This is a genomic window from Flindersiella endophytica, from assembly GCF_054779015.1.
Genome location: NZ_BAAGYY010000041.1, coordinates 245,035 through 264,505, shown reverse-complemented (window position 1 = coordinate 264,505; position 19,471 = coordinate 245,035). Strand labels below are relative to the sequence as shown.

The window sequence follows — 19,471 nt, the reverse complement described above, 5'->3', positions numbered from 1 at the left end:
ACGCTCGCTCTACTGCGGGCTTCAGCCCTCGGGGTAGAAGAGGAACAGCGTGTAGCCGGCAGCGCCTTTTCGGCCGCCAGCGCCGTGATCGTCCCGGGCTGGGCGCCGGTGGAGGCGCCGCTCTCCGCTGACGCCGCTATGTCGGTGCTGCCTGCGAGGATCTCCCGCGCCGGCAACTCCGCCGGCACCGCGAGAGAGGACTGTCATGGCCAAGGATTCCGTGACCATCACGCTCAACGTCGTCGTCGAGAACGTCGACCCGCAAGGGCCTACGCCCGTCGCCGGCGAGGAGCTCTACGAAGCGATCAAGGCCGCCCTGCTCGACGAGTCGCCGGAGATTCGTGGTGAGGACGGTGACGAGGAGTACTACATCTCGAAGGTCGAGCGGGTGACTGTCGCCACCTAGCGGCCGGTTGTGGCCCCAGGCCTTGCAACGTTGAAGACGCGGTGCCACGCTCAGGATCGTCCAGACGTCGGACGGTCGGGAGGGCGACGGCGATGCGGGCACGGAGCGGGCTACTCGTCGGGCTGCTGGCGCTGGCCGGGATTTCGTTTGCCGGGCTGGGCGTTCCAGCCGCGGCGGACTCACCGGGCGGCTTCCTCTACACACCCACGACGCCGAACGAGTCCAACGCGTACGCGCGGACGATCCGGCTCGAGCATGCGGGCGCGAGCAACGGCAGGCTGCTGTCGACGTTCGAGCACTGGTACGAAGACGGAACCCCGTCCGCGTTCGTGATCCGCGCGAGCGACGACGCCGGCGGCACCTGGTCGACTCTCGCCACCGTGGGCGATCCGCAAACCGGGGCCGGCCATCCGGTCTCACGGATGTGGCAGCCCTACCTCTTCGAGTTCCCGAGACCGCTCGGCGCCTACCCCGCGGGAACGCTGCTGCTCATGGGCAACCTCGTGCCCGCGGACGGCTCGTACACGCAGTTCTTCGGCTGGCGATCCACCGACCACGGCGTGACCTGGACTCCCGTCGGCGAGACGCAGCTCGGAGGCACGTTCGGCCGCGGCATCTGGGAGCCGTTCCTCACCCTCGACGCGCGCGGCCGGCTGCTGATGTACTTCTCCGACGAACGCGATGCGCCCGCGCACAGCCAGATGATCGTCCACACGGTGTCGACCGACGGCGGGGCCAGCTGGGGACCGGTGATCCGCGACGTCGCGAGCGCGGTCGCCGCCGACCGGCCGGGCATGCCGACCGTCACGAGGCTGGGTCCGAACGGCAAGTTCGTGCTGGCCTACGAGGTCTGCGGACGCCCGCACTGCGAAGTACGCCTGAAGTACTCCACCGACGGCGCTCGCTGGTCCGGCCCCGCCGATCTCGGAGCGCGCCCGGAGACCAGCGACGGGCGCTACCTCGGGCACAGCCCGTACATCACCTGGGTGCCGACGGGCGCCGGCACGGGCCAGCTCGTACTCGGCGCGCAGCACGTGTTCTCGGTCGTCGGCGATCAGGCCACCGGTGAGGACTACCGCGCCGTTTTCCTCAACACCCAAGGTGAGAAGGGCGGCTGGGACTGGGCGCCGGCGCCGTGGCGGGTGTCGAACGCGTCGCCGTCCTGCAACGCGAACTACAGCCCGCACCTGATGCCGGAAGGCCCGGCCGGCGTCGTCCGGCTGACCGCGCCGACGAGCACAGGCGCGACCGGCCCGTGCGGCGAGGCGACGGGCGCGGCGTCGGTCGGGCTGCTGCCCTATCACGACTCCTTCGCCGGCAACGGCGACGCGGGCTGGAACACCTACGGCGGCTGCTGGTCGGTGCAGGCAGGCATCTACTCCAACACCTGTGACGGCGGCGCCGGGCCGAAGGCGCTGACGGGCTCGACCGGCTGGACCGACTACACCGTCACCGCCGACGTCCAGCTCACCTCTGCCACCGGCGACGCGGGCGTGCTCGCGAGGGTGACCGATCCGGCCGACGGCCCGGACTCCCACCACGGCTACCACGCGTTCTTCGACGCCGGCTCGCAGCAGCTGGTGATCGCGCGGCAGGAGTACGCCTACGTGCCGCTCGCGTCCGCACCTGTGGCGGGCGGCGTCCAGCGCGACACGTGGTACCGCCTGTCGTTCCAGGTGAACGGCTCCCGGCTGACCGCCACGTTGCAGCCCGCCGCAGGCGGAACGCCGACCACGGTGACGGTCACCGACCCGTACGACTCGTTCCCGGCCGGTCTGGCCGGCCTGCGCCACCACGCCGGAACGGCAGCGTTCCGCAACGTCAGCGTCGTTGCCGGCTGAGCTGGCCGATCTGGCTGACCTGGCCGACCTGCCCGGAGCGGCGCGCCGACCACGCGGCAAGAGCTGCGGGGTCAGCCTTGGGCGCGGCAGATCCGGCCGACGATCTCCTGTTCGACCGCCGCGAGGTCGAGGTCGACCACCACCTGGTGCGGCCCGTTGTCGTCGCGTTCCAGGGTGGTCACCCCGTCGGCGTCGACCCGGACGACACCGCGGGCGAACGTGAACAACTCGGGGCGTACGGCTGCCAGCACCGCGATCGGGTCGTGCGGGCTGTTCGGATGGCCGATCCAGCTCCGGAACTGCCGGATCTCCGCGGCCACCCACTCGCCCAGCGCGCCCGACGCGGCGATCGTGTCGACCTCGGCGTCGGTCACGGCGACCCGCCTGGTCTGGTCGAAGCCTGTCACCAACGCCGGCACACCGGCCGCGAACACCGCTTGCGCCGCGGTCACGTCGCACTCGATGTTGTGCTCCGGCCCGTCCGTGGTGAAGTCGCCGCCCATCACCACCAGCTGCTCGATGCCGTGCGTACCTTCCAGTGCTTCCGCGACGTTGGTCAGCGGGCCCACAGCGGCGACGACAGCGGACTCACGTAGCAGCGAGGTCACGTCCAGGGTCTCGTCGACCGGCTCGGACGCCAGGTCCGGCACCAACGTGCCCTCGTGTCCGGCCCACCACACCGCGCGCCCCGAACGTGTCTCCCGCGCCCCCGCCGCGACCGGCGGCGCCGGCCGCCGCGTGACGGTGTACGCACGGCGAACCATCCGGGCCCGCAGCAACGTGTCGCCGTAGACAGTGGTCACCGCCCGCAGCCGAAGCTCCGGCGAGCCGAGGATCATCGCCAGCGCGAGCAGGTCGTCGACGTCGCTTCCGATGTCGGTGTCGAAGGCCAATTCGATCATCCGCGCCACGATAGTCGGCCGGCTCGCCTTACTCCCGCATGGCGTCGATCAGGATCGGCGGCGGCGCCTCCAGGTCACGGGCCTAGAACAGGACGGCGCTCTCCACACCCATCGCCTTGCCGTTCATCGCGAGGATCTTCGGGATGAAGTCGGCCGGCGCGGGATGGCCTGGAATCGCTGCCAGGTAAGCCGCATGTGCCTCGAGCGAGGCGACACCGGCCGGCACTCGTCGAGTTCAACGCCGGCCGCCGCGCCCAGATGCAGGCGGTGATGTCGATCTTCCTGGGCTTCCGCGCGGACGACGACACGCTATCTTGAGTCTCCGACCACGTACCCTCAAGCGATCCCAAGCCCCTAGCCCGCGGGAGTTCATGTGCAGGTGCTTCAGTTCATTCCTTCCACCGTGATGGCGTTGGTGCTCCTGGGTGGCATCATCCTGATGGCTGTCAACCGGCCCAACCACGGGAGCGCCGCCGTCCTCGGCATGGTGGGCTGCGTCCTGCTGCTGATCGGCCTGATCTTCAACGCCACTCTCGGCTTCTTCATGCCGTCGCTGGTCCGTTCGAGCGGAATGAGCATCGGTACGACGGTCGCGCTGTGGAGCCTGATCTCGGTTCTCTTCAACGTCGCGGGCACCGGGCTGCTCATCTTCGCGGTGATCGCCAAGCGCAACCCGCCGCAGGGCACGCAGCCCGGCATGCCGGGGTGGCAGCAGGGCCCGGGTGGACAGCAGCAGGCCTGGCAACAAGGCCAAGCCGGTGGACCGCAGCAGCAGACCTGGCAGCAGGGACAGGGCGGCGGGCCGCAGCAGCAGTGGCCGCCGAACTACGGCTGACGGTTCGGCTTACGGACCCTCACCGGCCGCCATCGCCCCGAGCCACGAGCCAGGAGACAAGAGCCACGGTGGGAGCGCCGGGGTAACGTCGAAGGGCGATCGGCCGGTGGGCTCGTAACGAACGGATTGGCGGCCAATGCTGGAACGCGTCGACCTCGGCGAGGTCCCCTACACCCAAGCGATCGAGGCCATGCGCGAGTGGGTGCAGCAGCGCCGCGACGACGAGATCGGTGACCGGCTGGTGCTGCTGAGCCATCCCGAGGTGATCACGTACGGCTCGCGGACTCCGCCCGAGGAGCTGCCGACCGCGGACTGCCCGATCCCGCTGGTCGAGGTCGATCGCGGAGGTCAGGCCACCTACCACGGTCCGGGCCAACTCGTCGGCTACCTCGTCCTCAACCTCCGCGACCGCGAGCGTGACCGCGGCCCGGTCGACATCGTGCGCTGGCTCGAGCACGGCCTGACCGACGCCCTGTCGACGCTCGGTTTCGACGCAATCCGCCGCGACACGCCGAAGGGCGCGCAGAGCCTGGTCGGTGTGTGGACGCCGAGCCACCAGAAGCTGGTGTCGATCGGGATGCGGATCAGGCACGGCGTCACCAGCCACGGCTTCGCGCTGAACGTCGATCCCGACCTCGGCGCGTTCACCCGCTTCATCCCGTGCGGCCTTCCCGACACCGAGATGACCTCGCTCGCCCGGATCGCCCAGACCGAAGGCAAGCCGGCTCCGGCCGAGACCGACGTACGTGACGCGGTGGCGCGGGCGCTCGGAGCAGTCGTCGCCTCCGGCGCGGGCGGGCTGCTCACCGGCAAGCCCGGCCTGCGGGCCACGATGGAGTCGTGACCACCGCGCCCGACGGCTCCCGAGCCGAAGCCGAACGCCTCGACCGCTCCGACCCGCTCGCGTACCTCCGTGAACGGTTCGTGATCGCCGATCCCGACCTGCTCTACCTGGACGGCAACTCGCTCGGACGGCTGCCGGCTCGCACGCCGGACTTCCTGGCCGAGTTCGTACGCGACGGGTGGGGCCGCGGGCTGGTCCGGTCCTGGAACGACTGGATCGACTGGGGCCGTGCGCTCGGCGACCGGCTGGCCCGGCACGTCGTCGGTGCCGAGCCGGGCGAGGTGGTGGTGAGCGACTCGACGACCGTCAACCACTACAAACTCGCCTGGGGAGCACTGGACCTGCAGCCTCGTCGGCGCGCGCTGGTCGTGGACGCCGACGACTTCCCGACCAACCGGTACGTCGCCCAGGGCCTGGCGCAACAACGTGGCCTCGAGCTTCGTGTGATCGAGTCCGACGTCGACACGGGCCTCGACCTCAGCCGCTTGGCCGCCGTGCTCGACGACGACGTGGCGCTGGTGGTGCTGTCGGCCGTCGCCTATCGCAGCGGCGCGCTGGTCGACCTGGCGGCGGTCAACGAGCTCGCGCGTTCGGCCGGCGCGCTCGTGCTCTGGGACCTGTCGCACGCGGCGGGTGCGGTGCCGGTCCGGCTCGCCGCGGACGGCGCCGACCTGGCGGTCGGCTGCACGTACAAGTACCTCAACGGCGGGCCGGGCTCGCCCGCGTTCCTCTATGTCCGGCAGGGATTGCAGGAGCGGCTCAGGCAGCCGATCCAGGGCTGGTTCGGCCAGCAGGACCAGTTCGCGATGGGACCGGAGTACGTGCCGGTCGACCGGATCGAGCGCTACCTCACCGGCACGCCCGCGATGCTGTCGACCGCCGCGCTGGCGCCCGCGTTCGACCTGGTCGAGGAGGCGGGCGTCGACCGGCTGCGGGCGAAGGGACGGCTGCTCGGCGAGCTGACCGTGGAGCTGGCCGGCCGCTGGCTGGAGCCGTTGGGCTTCCGGCTGGCCTCCCCCGCCGACCCCGGGCGGCGAGGCTCGCACGTCAGCCTGTGGCACCCGGACGCCTGGCGGATCTGCCGCGCCCTGGCCGAGGATGCCGACGTCATCTGCGACTACCGCGAGCCGGACCGGATCCGCGTCGGCCCTTCGCCCGCGTACACCCGCTTCACCGACGTCTGGGACGCGGTGGCCCGGATGCGCGACCTGGTGGCCAACGGCCGGCACGAACGCTTCGCCCACGAGAAGGCCCGCGTCACCTGACGGTCGGTCCGCTTCCAGCCCGAGTTCCCGTCGGCGTGACTCTGCTGACAGCGAGACGCCAGGGCTGCGCCAGCGTGGGCCGCGAAGCTTCGTGATCATGACGAGAAGATCACTGGCCGTCCTCGCGACGACCACGGTGGCGGCATTGTCCGCGCTGACCGGCGTCGCGCACGCCGGCAGTACGAGCGACGTCGGATTCGCCAAGCCTTACGAAGGTCCGGCGCCGCAGATCATCGGCGGCAAGCCGGCGTCCGAGGCGTATCCGTTCGTGGCTTCGATGCAGTACGTCGACCCGGACCGGCCGAGCCCCATCCGCTGCGGCGCCGCGCTGATCGCGCCGAACTGGCTGGTGACCGCAGCCCACTGCGTCGCGACGGGCGACGGGACGTTGCTGGAGCCGTCGAAGTACGTCGTACGGATCGGCTCGACCGACCATCAGGGCGGGACGGTACACCAGATCGAGAAGTTCGCCGCGCATCCGTACTGGGCCGCCGGCAAGGAGAGCGCGGGCGACATCGGGCTGATCAAGATCAGGCAGCCGGCGACCGAGCAGCCGATCCAGAACATCCTGCACCCGTCGGCCAACACCCCGCTGCGCATGCTGGGTTGGGGACGTACGGTCGAGGACGACCCAGCGTCGACGCCCCGGCAGTTGCAGGAGCTCGACGCCAAGCTGCTGCTGTTCGCCGACTGCATCAACGGCGACCCGTACGACATCACGCCCGGAGATGTCTGCATGGACACCAACAGCGGCACGTCGGGTCCCTGCTTCGGTGACTCCGGCAGCCCGCTGATCTGGAAGGTCAACGGCGTCTGGCGTCTGGTCGGTGTCGACAGCCGCGGACCCGGTGAAGAAGGCTGCCTGAACGGTAACGAGGTCTACACCACGACCGACTTCTACTGGGACTGGGTGACCGAGACGATCCAGGTAGATCACACCACTTCCTGAGCGCGGATCACCCTTGGCGAGTGCCTGCTCCCGGCGCCCCCTCCGGGAGCAGGCACTCGCCGCTTGCTTGCGTCAGGGACTGAGGTCTTGCGTGCCGCCGGTTTGTGGCCTAGTCTTCTGAATCGATCAACCAAATCGATTCAGCACAGGTACGGACGGAGGCTGGCAGGCGATGCCGAGCGTGACCCTGCAGACGATCGCCAAGGCGCTGGGGGTGTCCCGGACGACGGTCTCCAATGCGTACAACCGGCCGGAGCAGCTCACCGCCGACCTGCGGGAGCGGATCTTCGCCGAGGCCAGGCGGCTCGGCTACACCGGCCCGGACGCGGCGGCCCGGTCGTTGCGGAGCAAGCGGACCGGCTCCCTCGGGCTGCTGTTCACCGAGACCCTGTCGTTCGCGTTCTCCGATCCATACGCCGTCGGCTTCCTGCAGGGTCTCGCGGAGACGGCGGAGCGGCACTCGACCAGCCTGCTGCTGGTTCCGATCGACACGGCGGTCGAAGCCGTACGCAAGGCGATGGTCGACGGCTTCTGCCTCTACTGCGTCGACGACGGACATCCCGCCGTCGAGGTGATCCGGGCGCGGAGCCTGCCGGTCGTGACGACGACGCCGACCGACGATCCGAACCTCGCGTACGTCGGAATCGACGACGAGGCGTCGGCGTACTCCGCCGGCGAGTATCTCGCGGGCCTGGGCCACCACCGCGTCGCCGTGATCATCGACCGCTGGCAGGCAGCGCAGGACCCGTCGGCCGACGGCACCGCGTCGCTGGACGTCGATCGCGTCCTCGCCGTCGCCGGGAAGTCCGCGCGGGCGAGGTACGGGGGCTACCGCCGCGCCCTGCCCGGCGCCGACCTGCTTCCCGTTGCCGCGGAACGGAACGCCCGGCAGGCCGGCCAGGCGATGGCAGCGGAGTTGCTCGACCTGCCCACCCCACCAACCGCGATCGTCACGACGACTGACGTGCTGGCGCTGGGCGTTCTCGACGCCATCCGGGCCCGCGGCCTGCGCCCCGGCGTGGACATCTCGGTGATCGGCTTCGACGACATCCCCGAGGCGACCGCCGCCGGGCTGACCACCGTCCACCAGTCGATGACCGACCGGGGCCGGGCGGTCGGCCTGATCCTGCTCGAACCGGACATGGTGACCGAGCGGCAGATCCTGCTCCCTGCCGAGCTCGTCATCCGCGCGAGCACGGGACCAGCCGAAGGCGAACGCCGATGACCGCCGCCGCGGACTGGGACCGCCTACGCCAGGATCTCACCGGCCAGTTGTTCACACCGACCGACGCCGCGTTCCCCGCGCTCGCGCGATGGCCGATGGCGAGCGGCAACGACCAACTGCCGGCCGCGATCGCCCGGGTCGCGGGCCCGCTGGACGTGGCGGCGGTCGTGCGGTTCGCCGAGAAGTACGACCTGCCGACCGGCATCCGCGGCGGCGGGCACTGCTTCGCCGGCCACTCGCGTACCACCGGAGTCCTGATCGACACCACCGGCCTCGGCACCATCACCTTCGACGGCGACCAGGCGACCGTCGGCGCGGGAACCATGCTTTCCACGCTCTACAAGGGATTGCACACCCGCCACCGGACGATCCCCGCCGGCTGCGGCCCGAGCGTCGGCATCGCCGGCCTGACGCTCGGCGGCGGACTCGGCGTACTGGGCCGCCTGCACGGCCTGACGTGTGACGCCCTGACCGCCGCCGAAATCGTCCTCGCCGACGGCACCCTGCTCCACTGCGACGCGGAGCACGAACCCGACCTGTTCTGGGCCTTGCGGGGCGCGGGCTCCGGCAGCTTCGGCGTCGTGACGGCACTGCGATTCGCGACGGTCCCGGAGCCCGCGGCGACCGCGTTCCAGCAGACCTACGCAGCGGAGTCGGCCACGGATCTCCTGTGCACCTGGCAGTCCTGGCTCCCCGACGCTCCGCCCGAGGTCTCCGCGGAAGTCAAGCTGACGAGCCCGGCCGACCCCGCCACCGCCCCCGGCCTCACCCTCATCGGCGCGACGATCGCCGGCGCCATGTCACCGAACCTGGGCTTTCCGATCGTCGGCGCCCGGGAACGCTCCGGCCTGCTGCACGAGGTCAAGGACCACCTGGCAACCTTCGGCGCCCCGGACGGCGGCCCGATGCGCTCCCGTTCGCTGTACGTCACCGATCCCCTGCCCCAGCAGGTGATCCAGCGCCTGGTCGACCTCACCCTCACCGAACGCCGGCCGGGTGAGCAACGAGAGATCGACCTGCTGCCACTCGGCGGCGCCTACAACCGCCCAGCGCCGGACGCCACAGCCTACGTACACCGCCGCGACCTGTACCTGCTGAAGCTCGCCGCCACTCCCGGCTCCCAGTGGCTGACCGCGGCCGGCGACCTGCTCGCACCCCACACGTCCGGCCGCGCCTACCAAAACTTCGCCGACCCCGGCCTACCCCGCCCGCTGACCGCCTACTACGACACAAACCTGCCGCGGCTCCTGGAGACCAAGCGCCGGTACGACCCCGGCAACCGCTTCCGCCACGACCAGTCCATCCCACTCACACAAAGGAATGACCAATGAGCAAGCTGACCCCCGACCTGCTCCGCCTGATCGACGAACCCAACACCGCCCACCTCGCCACCCTCCTCCCCGACGGCGCCCCACACAGCGTCCCCATGTGGATCGGCCGCGAAGGCGACCGGCTCGCCTTCCTCACCTCCCCCGGCTCCCGCAAGGCCCGCAACCTGGACAACGACCCGAGAGTGGCGATCTCGATCACCAACCGCCACAAGCCGAACGACATGGCCTACCTCCGCGGCCGCATCGCCGAACGCGTAGAGGGTGATCGCGCCTGGCAGATCATCGACGCCATCGCCGACAAGTACATCGGCGGCCCCTACCCACTCCGCGAAGACCGCATCATCTACCTCGTCGAGGTCGAGCACGCTGGGACGCTCAGCTTCTAGCCTCGGCACGATCGCCCTCGGCACGACGACGGACTGCCTGACTTCGGCGGCTGTTCTGGTGGGCTCTTCGCCGCTTCGGCTGCTGTCTGCTCGCGGGGCGTTGCCCTGGTGGGTTGCCTCCGGCGGGCCGGACACTCAGGGCTCGGAACCGGGGGCTTCCCGGCCCCTCACCCGCCGGACGCGCCACCGAAGGTTTAGCCGGCGTTGCCCAGGGATGCAAGGCTGCCCCAGCACGGGCAAACCGAAGCTGGGGCCTTGCATCCCTGGGCAACGCCGGCTCAATGCAAGCATGTCGCGTCCGACGGGTGAGGTTCCGGGAAGCCAGGGATTGGACTGTGCTGGCGCACCCCAGCCAGAGAACGGGCTGCGACCTCAGGACGCCAGGACGCCGCTAAGACTCAGCTCCTCCGCATGGTGACACGCCGCCCGACGCCCCGCCCCGAGCACACGCAACTCCGGCCGCTCCTCCACGCATCGTTCCTCATCCGCGTACACGCACCGCGTCCGGAAGAAGCAGCCACTCGGCGGTGCCGCCGGATCGGGAATCTCATCGGACAACCGGATCCGCCGGCCCTGGTCACGCAACCTAGGGTCCGGCCGCGGGACCGCCGACAGCAACGCCTCGGTGTACGGATGCCGCGGCCCCCCATAGATCGCATCGGTGTCCGCCACCTCCGCGATCCCACCGAGGTACATCACCGCCACCCGGTCGCAGATACTCTCCACCACCGACATGTCGTGCGAAATAAAGAGATAGGTCAACCCGAGCTCATCCTGCAGGTCCCGCAACAGGTTGAGCACCTGCGCCCGCACCGACACATCGAGCGCCGACACCGCCTCGTCAGCGATCACCAGCCGCGGGTTGGTGATCAACGCCCGCGCGATGTTCAGCCGCTGTCGCTGCCCGCCGGAGAACGCATGCGGGTAACGCCGCATGTGCCCGGAAGACAGCCCCACCTTCTCCAGCATCACCGCCACCCGATCCCGCAGCTCCGACCCCTTCGCCAGCCCTGTGGCCTTGAGCGGATCCCCAACGATGTCGAGCACTGTCATCCGCGGATTCAGCGACGAGAACGGATCCTGAAAGATCATCCGGATCTCCTGCTGGTACGGCCGCAACGCCCCAGCCGACAGCGTCGCAAGATCGACGTACCCGCCAGTTCCCGACAGATAGTGCAACGCCCCAGCGCTCGGCTGCTCACTGCGTACGATGCACCGCCCCAGCGTCGTCTTGCCGCACCCGGACTCCCCCACCAGCCCCAGCACCTCACCGGCCCGGATCTCCAGGTCGACTCCGTTGACCGCGTGCACCCATCCGGTCCGCCGCGCGAACAATCCCCTGCCCCGGATGGGAAACCGCATCGACAGCCCTTCGACCCGCAGGATCGGCTCAGAAGCCGGCCCGGGACCAGGCCCAGGAACAGGCCCAGGAACAGGCTCCGTCATCACGCCTCCTTCAGTTCCGACTGCCGAGCCGACCGGCCCGCTTCGAGCTCGGGCAGGACGCAACGAGTAATCCGCTCCGGCCCCAGCGACACAGTCGGCGGCTCGCTGCTGTCACACAGCCCGGGAACCGCCTGATCGCACCGCGGGTGGAACGGACACCCCGACGGGTACGCGAACGGATGCGGCACCTGCCCCCGAATCGTCGCCAGCCGCTGCCGCTTCCCCCGCCCCATCCGAGGCACCGACTTGAGCAACGCCCGCGTGTACGGATGCTGCGGATCGTGGAAGATCGCGTCGACCGGCCCGCGCTCGACCACCGTCCCGAGGTACATCACCACCACGTCGTCCGCGACCTCGGCCACCACCCCGAGATCGTGCGTGATGAACATCATCGACATCCGGTAGCTCTGCTGCAGGTCCCGCAACAAGTCGATGATCCGCGCCTGCGTCGTCACGTCCAACGCGGTCGTCGGCTCGTCCGCGATCAGCAACTGCGGCCGGCACGACAACGCGATCGCGATCATCACCCGCTGGCACATCCCGCCCGACAGCTGGAACGGATACGCCTCCATCGTCGCGTCGGGCCGCGGGATGCCGACCTGCCGCAGCAGTTCCCGCCCACGCGACCACGCCTCCGCCTTCGAGATCGGCAGGTGTACACGCATCGCCTCGGTCAGCTGGTTGCCGACGCTGTACATCGGCGACAGCGAAGCCATCGGCTCCTGGAAGATCATCGCGATCTCACCACCGCGGATCTGCCGCAGCTGTTCACCGTCCGGGTCGAGCTTGGCCAGATCGATCCGTTCGCCGTCAGCGGAGGGCTGCCACCAGACCCGGCCATCGACGATCTTCCCCGGCCGGTCGATCAGCCCGAGGATCGACCGGGCGGTGATGCTCTTCCCGCACCCCGACTCGCCGACGACGCACACCGTACGTCCGGCGGCGATCTCGAAGCTCACTCCGTCGACCGCGCGGACCAGTCCGTCGTCGAACGTGAAGTGCGTGCGCAGGTTCTCGATCTCCAGCACGTTCTCTTCTACTACCGAATCTGGCGCTGAAATGGTCCGCTCCTCACCGCTCAGTGCTTGTACGGATCGGCCGCGTCCCGCAGGCCGTCCCCGACGAAGTTCAGCGACAGCACGGCGATCACCACCGCGAGGCCGGGCAGCATGAGCCACGGCGCGGTCGCGATCACCTGGACGTTCTGCGCCTCCTGCAGCAGCACGCCCCAGCTGACCACGGGCGCCTGCAGGCCGAGCCCGAGGAACGACAGGGCCGTCTCCGCCAGGATCATCGCCGGAATCGACAACGTCAGCGACGCGATCAGGTGCGAGGTCAGCAACGGCAGCAGGTGCCGGAAGATCAGCCGGCGCGGCCGGTTCCCGTCCAGCCGCGCGGACGTCACGAACTCCTCCTCCCGCAAGGCCAGGAACCGCCCACGGGTGACCCGCGCCAGCTCGGTCCAGGCGAACAGCGCCAGGATCGACGTGATCGCGAAGTAGCGCTGTACGGCACCCCAGCTCTGGGGCATCGCCGCCGCCAGTCCCAGCCAGAGCGGCAGGGTCGGCAGCGACATGAACAGCTCGACCAGCCGCTGGATCACCGTGTCGGCCTTGCCCCCGATATATCCCGAGATGCCGCCCAGCGTCGCGCCGAGCACGAACGCCAGCGTCACGCCGACCAGGCCGATCGTCATCGACACGCGGGTCCCGATCAGCATGCGCGACAGCAGGTCGCGCCCGTTGCGGTCCGATCCGAGCAGATACATCGGCTGGTTGTCGTTCACCGGCCCGATCAGGTGCACCTTGGTCTCGAAGACGCCGAGCAGCCGGTACGACTCCTCGGACGTGTCGAACAACCGCAGCGGGATCTTCTGCGTCCGGTCGACGGTGTAGCTGACCGCCAGCGACTCCTTGTCGAGGTTCTGCTTGTAGCCGTAGACGTACAGCCCTACGTCGAAGCTGCCACCCTCGGTGGACAGAACGTGCACCCGCTGCGGCGGCGCGTACGGGTAGTCCTCGTGGAACAGACCCGTGCTGTACGGCGCCAGGAACTCCGCGAACAACACGATGAGATAGAGCAGCGCGGTGACCACAGCACCAGCGAGTGCCAGCCGATGCTTGCGGAAGCCCCGCCAGATCAGCCGCGCCTGGCTGGCGGTGTCGGACCTGCCCGGCCCACCGGCACCGGAACCAGGCCCGGAGCCGCCAGCCGGCGTCGCCACCTCGTCCACCGGAGGACCGGGATGGACGGCATCGACCACTGGATCAGCCATGCCCGCTCACCCCGCCATCCGCAGCCGGATCCGCGGATCCAGCCAGGCCAGTGCGAAGTCCGACAACAGGGTCCCGATCACGGTCAGCACGCTGGTCAGCAGGATGATCGAGCCCGCGAGGTACATGTCCTGGCTCACCAGCGAGCTCAGCAGCACGGGCCCGGTCGTCGGCAGCGACAGCACGGTCGCCACGATCACCTCGCCGGAAACCAGCGCGGGCAGTGTCCAGCCGATCGTCGAGATGAACGGGTTCAGCGCGACCCGGAGCGGATACTTGAGGATCAGCTTCCGCTTCGGGATCCCGCGAGCCCGCGCGGCCACGACGTACGGCTTGCGCAGCTCGTCCAGCAGGTTCGCGCGGAGGATCCGGATCAGCCCGGCCGTTCCAGCTGTGCCGAGCACGACGATCGGAACCCACAGATGTGCGAGCAGGTTCATCAGCTTGCCGATGTTCCAGTGCGCGTCCACGAACTCCGGAGAGAACAGCCCGCCGACACTCTGCCCCATGTAGCGATAGCCGATGTACATCAGCACCAGTGCGATCAGGAAGTTGGGAATCGCCAGCCCCAGAAAGCCGATCGTGGTCGCGATGTAGTCGCCGATCTTGTACTGCCGGACCGCCGAGTAGAGGCCGATCGGAAGCGCGATGACCCAGGTGAAGAGCAACGTGCAGAGCGAGATCACCACGGTCAGCGGCAGCCGCTGGGCCAGCACCGTGCTGACCGGGCGGTTCAGCGAGAACGACTCGCCGAAGTCGCCGGTCAGCACGCCGCCGATCCACTTGAGGTACTGCTCCCAGACCGGAGCGCCGAGCCCGTATCTGGCCTCCAGCAAGGCGATCCTGGACTGGTCGATGCCGCCGCCCTGTGCCCGCATCTGGCTGATCAGCGTCGTGAGGTAGTCGCCCGGCGGCAGCACGATGATCGCGAACGCCACGACGCTGATCAGGAACAGCGTCGGGATCATGTAGAGCAGCCGGCGCGCCACGTATCTGAGCACGGAATCACCACCCTCGCTTGCGAGCGGGTAGAGAGGGTCTCACTGCGGATCGAGGTAGTAGGTGGTCACGTTCGTCACCGCCGGATACGGCGCCTTGAACGAGAGCCACATCTTCCCGTCTCCGGGAACGTTGTGCAGCCGGTCGTTCTTGATGGCGTACGGATCTCCGGGGAGCGACACGCCCATCGTCCAGAACTCGTCCTTGGCGACGTCGATGATCTCCTTGAGCGCCGCGTACTGCTCGTCCTGGTTCGCCGAGCCGATCACCCGCTCCCGGTACATCTGCATCTGCCGCCGCATCGCCTCCGGCGGCTCCTCGGCGGGCGTTCCGCCTTCGTACCAGTTCGACCACAGCGGAGCGTACGAAGAGCCGCCGGTCGCGAACAGCCAGCGAGGGTCGATCACCAGGTCGAGGTAGCCGAGCTCGCCCTTGTCGAGCGTGCAGTCATAGTTGTTGGCCGTCAGCCGTTCGGTCACCAGGTCCGGGCTCACGGTGTCGATCCGCAGCTCGATGCCGAGCTCGCGCCAGGTCTTCTTGACGAACTCCATGGCGTCGATCGTGTCCGGGTAGCGAGACTGGCACAGCACCGTGATGACGATGCGCTTGCCGTCCTCGCCGATCCGGTCGCCCTTGGCGTTGCGCTGGGCGTAGCCAGCCCGGCTCAGATGCTCCTCGGCCGTTGCCAGGTCGAACTCGGTGTACTGCGTGCCGAACTCGTCTCCGGAGTAGAACGGTACGTCCGGACGTGGAGCCGTCTGCCACGGCCGGCCCTGCTTCTGGTAGACGAGATCGATGATCTGCTTCCGATTGATCCCGTGCGACAGGCCGATCCGGAAGTCCTTGTTCTGGTACATCTTCCGCTTGGCCGCGTCCTTGTGGGTCAGGTTCAGGCACAACCCGATCGTGTTGTGGTTCGGGTCCTTCTCGGTGATCAGCTTGTAGTGCCCGCGCTTCTGGGCGGCACTCAGCGTCGGCCGGTTCCGCGGAATGGTCACCTCGGCGCGCGTGTAGAAGTCCACGTCTCCGTTGGCCGCCGACAGCAGCAGCGGCTCCGGGTCGGTGAAGAACGTGAACGCCACCTGGTCGATGTAGGGCAGCTGGCTGCCGTCGCTGTCGACCTTCCAGTAGTAGGGGTTCCGCTCCCAGATCTGCCGGCCACCGTCGCCGTGCGGGTTCTTCGGCACCCACGCGCTGACCACCGGGAGGTCGACGTTCTCCAGCTGGTCCATCTTGGCCAGGAAGTCCTGCGCCCAGTCGTCCTTCAGGTCCGGGTTGAACTTCTTGTGGAACTTCTCGAGATAGTGCTTGGGGACCAGCCAGAACGGTGGGCCATGCGGCGTGAGCTCCTCCAGGAACAGCGCGTTCGGCGTGGGAAAGGTGAACGTCACCTGCCAGTCGCCCTGCGCGGTCACCTCAACGGGCCCGTCCTGCACCTTCAACGCGGTGGGGAGGACCGGCGTGATCTCCTTGTTCAGCAGGATGTTCTCGTACCACCAGGTGAGGTCCTCGGAGGTGAACGGCTTCCCGTCGCTCCACTTCATCCCCTCGCGCAGCCGGAAGACGTAGGTCCGGCCGTCCTCCTTGACCTGGAAGTCCTGGGCGACGTTGGGGATGATCTTGCTGTAGTCCGGATCCCACGTGACCAGATGGTCGTTGGTCACCGTCATCCACAGCCAGCTCGGGTCGGTGCTCTCCAGCACCGTTCGCAGCTGACCGCCGTAGATTCCGGGTTTCTCCAGCGGTTTGATCATCCTCGGCTGTTTCGGCAGCCGCTCGCTCACCTTCGGCAGCTTGCCGGCCTTGACCTTGGCGGCGAGCATCGGCGCTTCTTTGCCCTTTGCCGTTTTGGCTTTCGGGTCGTCATGAACCGCCTCGGTGGAGAAGAAGCTGCAGCCGCTGAGGCCGGCGGCGCCGAGCCCTGTTCCAGCGGCCAGGGCGAACAGGTCCCGCCTGGATATGTCCCTACGCATCAGGACACCTTTCGTCGTTGCAAGGTGAACGCCGCCGGCGACCTGCCGAGATCAGCTCGGCATGATCACGTGGTACGGCTGGTTGGCCAGGTCCGGCTCGAACCCCGGGTGCCGGCTGACGGCGCCGTCGTTGTACTCGACGGCGAAGAAGTACATGAGTGGATAGGTGCTAGCGGTGTACTCGGCGGGGATCGCGCCGCTGTAGCCGTCCGGACCGCCGGTCAGGTCGAGGTCCTGCCACTGCTCGGCCTGGTTCACGTGCCGGTACCGAAGCCGTACGGCCGACACGTTCGACGCCGGCGACACCGTGAGCAGAAGGTCCTGCCCCTGTACGTATCCGGCCGGTGGCGTGTGCTCCACGCCGGACACGCTCGGTCGGTCCGGCAAGGACAGCTTGACGACCCCGCCGGTGCCGGATCCGGATTCGACCGCCGCCTTCAGTTCGGCGGCCATGGCGTCCGCGTCTGCCTCGATCCCCGGCAGCCGGTCGGCCCAGCTCCCGTGCTCGCTGCGCTCCGGGCCGAATCGCAGGTTGGCCTGATAGATGCCCTCGCCGGCGTCCACGAGCTGGATCCAGTGGTCGCGGGACTCCTGGTTGTGCGCGAGCGCGGACCGCAGCCGGGACAGGTCGCCCGAGCGCTGGTAGATCGCGTAGTCGGCGGCCGAACGGAAGCGGGCCGCGAAGAACCGGCCGAGGCCCGACAGGATCGTCACGTCGATCGCCGTCCTGCGTAGCTGTGGATCAGGATCGGTGACCGATCCCAGCTTGGCGACATGCTCAGCGGCCGCGTCGACGAAGCCGGAGATCCAGCCGGCGACCTCCAGCGGCGTGTAACGACCGTCCAGCTTGCCGGCCAGCGCGTCCTTGGCCCACTCGTTGATGATGTAGAACGTCGTCGGGTCGAACGGGCTGACCGTTCCCCACATCGGCGGCGACTCGGTGTCGCGTCCGTGGTGCGAGGCATAGGCGCCCTCGGTGACAGGCAGGCTGGTGTAGACCTCCGGCCAGTTGCCGTTGTTGGAGCCGCCGAGACCGTGCACGACCGTCACCAGCGGCAGGATCCGGCTGAGCGGTGCCAGCGCCTGCTCCACCGTCTCGGCGAGCTCGCCGTAGGTGTCGTGCAGGTAGCCGCGCCACTCGTCGGCCGGAGCGTCGGGGTTGTAGAGCTTGCGGCCCCAGAGCAGGTAGGTGTAGGCGTACTTCGTCCAGTCCCGCAGGCCCAGCTTGAGATCCGGCGCGATGTACGGGTCCCGCCGCCCGGGCACGCCGCTGCCCTTGCGGCCCTTGAAGTACAGCGGCTCGCACACGTCGACGCCGATGGCGCCGGCGAACGTCGACATCCTGCCGTAGCCGGACGCGAGCGCCGGATCGCCCCAGAGCAGGAGCTTCTGCGTTCCGGGCCAGACCCGGAAGATCAGGTCGGCGCGGCGGTCGGTGCCGAGGAAGTCGGCGTAGCCGTAACGGGTGAAGCGCCGCGAGAACTCCGTGATGGCGGTCAGCTCGTGGCCCGGCGGCACCGGCTTGGCTTCCTCGCGCCGGCGGATGGACGCCTGGTGGTAGGGCAGGCCCTGGTGCTCGGCCCAGTACTTCGCGCCCAGCACGGGATGCAGGCCGGGCTTGTCAACGGCGTCCAGCAGAGCGTCGTCCACACCCTTGGCGTGCATGTCGACCTGCAACTGCTTCCCCGACGCCGACAGCGCGTCGAAAACCACGCTCCAGAAGCGTTCGTGACCCTCGTCGGGAATACCGCCTTCGTAGTGCACACGGAAGCTGAAGCCGTCGATGTCGGGGCACTGCCGCAGCAACTCCGAGATCGCCGCGCCGCAGTACTCCGCGTGCGTCTCCGGCGTCAGCCCGGTGATCGGGAAGCGGTGCTGGGAGTTGCGGCCGTAGTCGTAGGCGTGGTTCCACAGTCCGAGCTGGAACTCCATGCCGCGCCGCCTGGTCTCGGCCGCGATGAACCGGAGCAGCTCCAGGTTGGTGTCGCGGTCCTGCTTGGTGACGCCTTCGGCGTTCACGTCCCAGCCGGGCACGTCGAGCAGGAACGGATAGGCGAAGCAGAAGTAGTTGTCGGTGGCGCCGTTCCTGTCGGCGCCGTAGTTGTACTGCATGCCGAACGCCAGGTGGAACCGGCTGAACCGGGACCGGGCCATCCAGTCCAGGTACTCACCCCAGAACTCGCGGCTTCGGTACCACGGCAGGTCCTCGTCAACACTGGAGAACGAGCGCATGATTCCGCGGACGGGCATCGCCGCCGCGGCGGTCCGGCCGTCGAGCTCCTCGAAGCTCTGCCGCAGATCACCGGTCGAGTGGACGTGATCGGCAAGCCCGACCAGGGCGTACGACGCACCGACCGCGTCACTCGCCACGATCCGCAACCGGTCACCCGCAAGGCTGTAGGCGAAGCCCTGCGGGCCCACGTCGCCTTTGGCGGCGACGATCGACGTGCCGGCACCGCCGGGCTCGTCGGATGCGGTTCGCCGTAGCTCGCCGTTCAGTTCGCGCACAAGGAGGTCTGCCGCCCAGTCGACAGGCGGGCCGGCAATCTCATCGGACACGTGCAAGATCACTGCCGTCGCGTCAGACATGCCTCACGCTTTCGCATAGTGGAGTTCGAGCGCCATATATCGGATATGACTATCGCAGCGGCCGACCGGCTCGGCAAGGTTATGGGTACGTATTCCGAGACCGGAATGGGACAGCCGGAGAACCCTCGGCGCGTTCCTTTGGACCGATTCCGCGCCCGTTGTCGATCCTGGGCTGCCCCCTTCGTCGGTTGGGCGAAATCCGATCTG

Annotated in this window: 17 protein-coding genes; 9 read left to right on the top strand and 8 right to left on the bottom strand. The window is 68.8% G+C overall.

From position 1 onward, the window contains the following. Positions 1–205: 205 nt before the first annotated feature. Complete coding sequence (locus ACYVF6_RS42110) at positions 206–406, top strand: hypothetical protein (protein ID WP_460531220.1); 201 nt, start codon at positions 206–208, stop codon at positions 404–406. Between the two features lie 92 nt (positions 407–498). Beyond that, a complete protein-coding gene (locus tag ACYVF6_RS42105) occupies positions 499–2,247 on the top strand; it encodes a sialidase family protein (RefSeq protein WP_460531217.1) in 1,749 nt (582 codons plus the stop codon). A 71-nt stretch (positions 2,248–2,318) separates the two neighbouring features. Here the strand turns inward: ACYVF6_RS42105 and ACYVF6_RS42100 are convergent, their stop codons facing one another. Beyond that, positions 2,319–3,149 (bottom strand): nucleoside hydrolase, encoded by an 831-nt coding sequence (locus ACYVF6_RS42100; protein WP_460531214.1) that lies wholly within the window; start codon positions 3,147–3,149, stop codon positions 2,319–2,321. Positions 3,150–3,231: 82 nt separating this feature from the next. Further along, complete coding sequence (locus tag ACYVF6_RS42095) at positions 3,232–3,375, bottom strand: hypothetical protein (protein WP_460531211.1); 144 nt, start codon at positions 3,373–3,375, stop codon at positions 3,232–3,234. Between the two features lie 147 nt (positions 3,376–3,522). On the opposite strand from ACYVF6_RS42095, the gene ACYVF6_RS42090 reads away from it, so the two are divergent. From ACYVF6_RS42090 to ACYVF6_RS42060, 7 genes are all read left to right on the top strand, one after another. Next, on the top strand, positions 3,523–3,984 hold the full coding sequence (locus tag ACYVF6_RS42090; RefSeq protein WP_460531208.1) for a hypothetical protein: 462 nt from the start codon (positions 3,523–3,525) through the stop codon (positions 3,982–3,984). A 136-nt stretch (positions 3,985–4,120) separates the two neighbouring features. Further along, complete coding sequence (gene lipB, locus ACYVF6_RS42085; RefSeq protein ID WP_460531205.1) at positions 4,121–4,828, top strand: lipoyl(octanoyl) transferase LipB; 708 nt, start codon at positions 4,121–4,123, stop codon at positions 4,826–4,828. Further along, entirely contained in the window at positions 4,825–6,093 is a 1,269-nt protein-coding gene (gene kynU / locus ACYVF6_RS42080) for a kynureninase (RefSeq protein ID WP_460531202.1), read from the top strand. Before lipB ends, kynU begins: the two co-directional genes overlap by 4 nt. A gap of 97 nt (positions 6,094–6,190) precedes the next feature. After that, positions 6,191–7,042, top strand: a complete 852-nt coding sequence (locus ACYVF6_RS42075) for a S1 family peptidase (protein WP_460531199.1) — start codon at positions 6,191–6,193, stop codon at positions 7,040–7,042. A gap of 172 nt (positions 7,043–7,214) precedes the next feature. Beyond that, positions 7,215–8,267 carry a LacI family DNA-binding transcriptional regulator gene (locus ACYVF6_RS42070; RefSeq protein WP_460531196.1) on the top strand — a complete coding sequence of 351 codons (1,053 nt, stop codon included), beginning with the start codon at positions 7,215–7,217 and terminating at the stop codon, positions 8,265–8,267. Next, positions 8,264–9,598 carry an FAD-binding oxidoreductase gene (locus ACYVF6_RS42065; protein ID WP_460531193.1) on the top strand — a complete coding sequence of 445 codons (1,335 nt, stop codon included), beginning with the start codon at positions 8,264–8,266 and terminating at the stop codon, positions 9,596–9,598. The genes ACYVF6_RS42070 and ACYVF6_RS42065 overlap by 4 nt, the downstream gene beginning before the upstream one ends. Continuing rightward, a complete protein-coding gene (locus tag ACYVF6_RS42060) occupies positions 9,595–9,984 on the top strand; it encodes a PPOX class F420-dependent oxidoreductase (protein WP_460531190.1) in 390 nt (129 codons plus the stop codon). Before ACYVF6_RS42065 ends, ACYVF6_RS42060 begins: the two co-directional genes overlap by 4 nt. 372 nt (positions 9,985–10,356) lie before the next feature. Here ACYVF6_RS42060 and ACYVF6_RS42055 read toward each other — a convergent pair whose 3' ends face one another. From ACYVF6_RS42055 to ACYVF6_RS42030, 6 genes are read right to left on the bottom strand one after another with little or no spacing between them, the layout of a single operon-like run. Further along, positions 10,357–11,430 (bottom strand): ABC transporter ATP-binding protein, encoded by a 1,074-nt coding sequence (locus tag ACYVF6_RS42055; protein WP_460531187.1) that lies wholly within the window; start codon positions 11,428–11,430, stop codon positions 10,357–10,359. Then, positions 11,430–12,458: an ABC transporter ATP-binding protein gene (locus ACYVF6_RS42050; protein ID WP_460531184.1), complete on the bottom strand. Its 1,029-nt coding sequence runs from the start codon at positions 12,456–12,458 to the stop codon at positions 11,430–11,432. Before ACYVF6_RS42050 ends, ACYVF6_RS42055 begins: the two co-directional genes overlap by 1 nt. Before the next feature lie 50 nt (positions 12,459–12,508). Next, the gene (locus ACYVF6_RS42045) at positions 12,509–13,705 is read right to left on the bottom strand and encodes an ABC transporter permease (protein ID WP_460531180.1); all 1,197 of its coding nucleotides are present in this window, start codon (positions 13,703–13,705) and stop codon (positions 12,509–12,511) included. A 6-nt stretch (positions 13,706–13,711) separates the two neighbouring features. Then, on the bottom strand, positions 13,712–14,704 hold the full coding sequence (locus tag ACYVF6_RS42040) for an ABC transporter permease (protein WP_460531177.1): 993 nt from the start codon (positions 14,702–14,704) through the stop codon (positions 13,712–13,714). A gap of 39 nt (positions 14,705–14,743) precedes the next feature. Next, positions 14,744–16,675 (bottom strand): ABC transporter substrate-binding protein, encoded by a 1,932-nt coding sequence (locus ACYVF6_RS42035; protein WP_460531174.1) that lies wholly within the window; start codon positions 16,673–16,675, stop codon positions 14,744–14,746. A 51-nt stretch (positions 16,676–16,726) separates the two neighbouring features. Continuing rightward, positions 16,727–19,234: a hypothetical protein gene (locus ACYVF6_RS42030; protein ID WP_460531171.1), complete on the bottom strand. Its 2,508-nt coding sequence runs from the start codon at positions 19,232–19,234 to the stop codon at positions 16,727–16,729. Between the last annotated feature and the right edge of the window lie 237 nt (positions 19,235–19,471).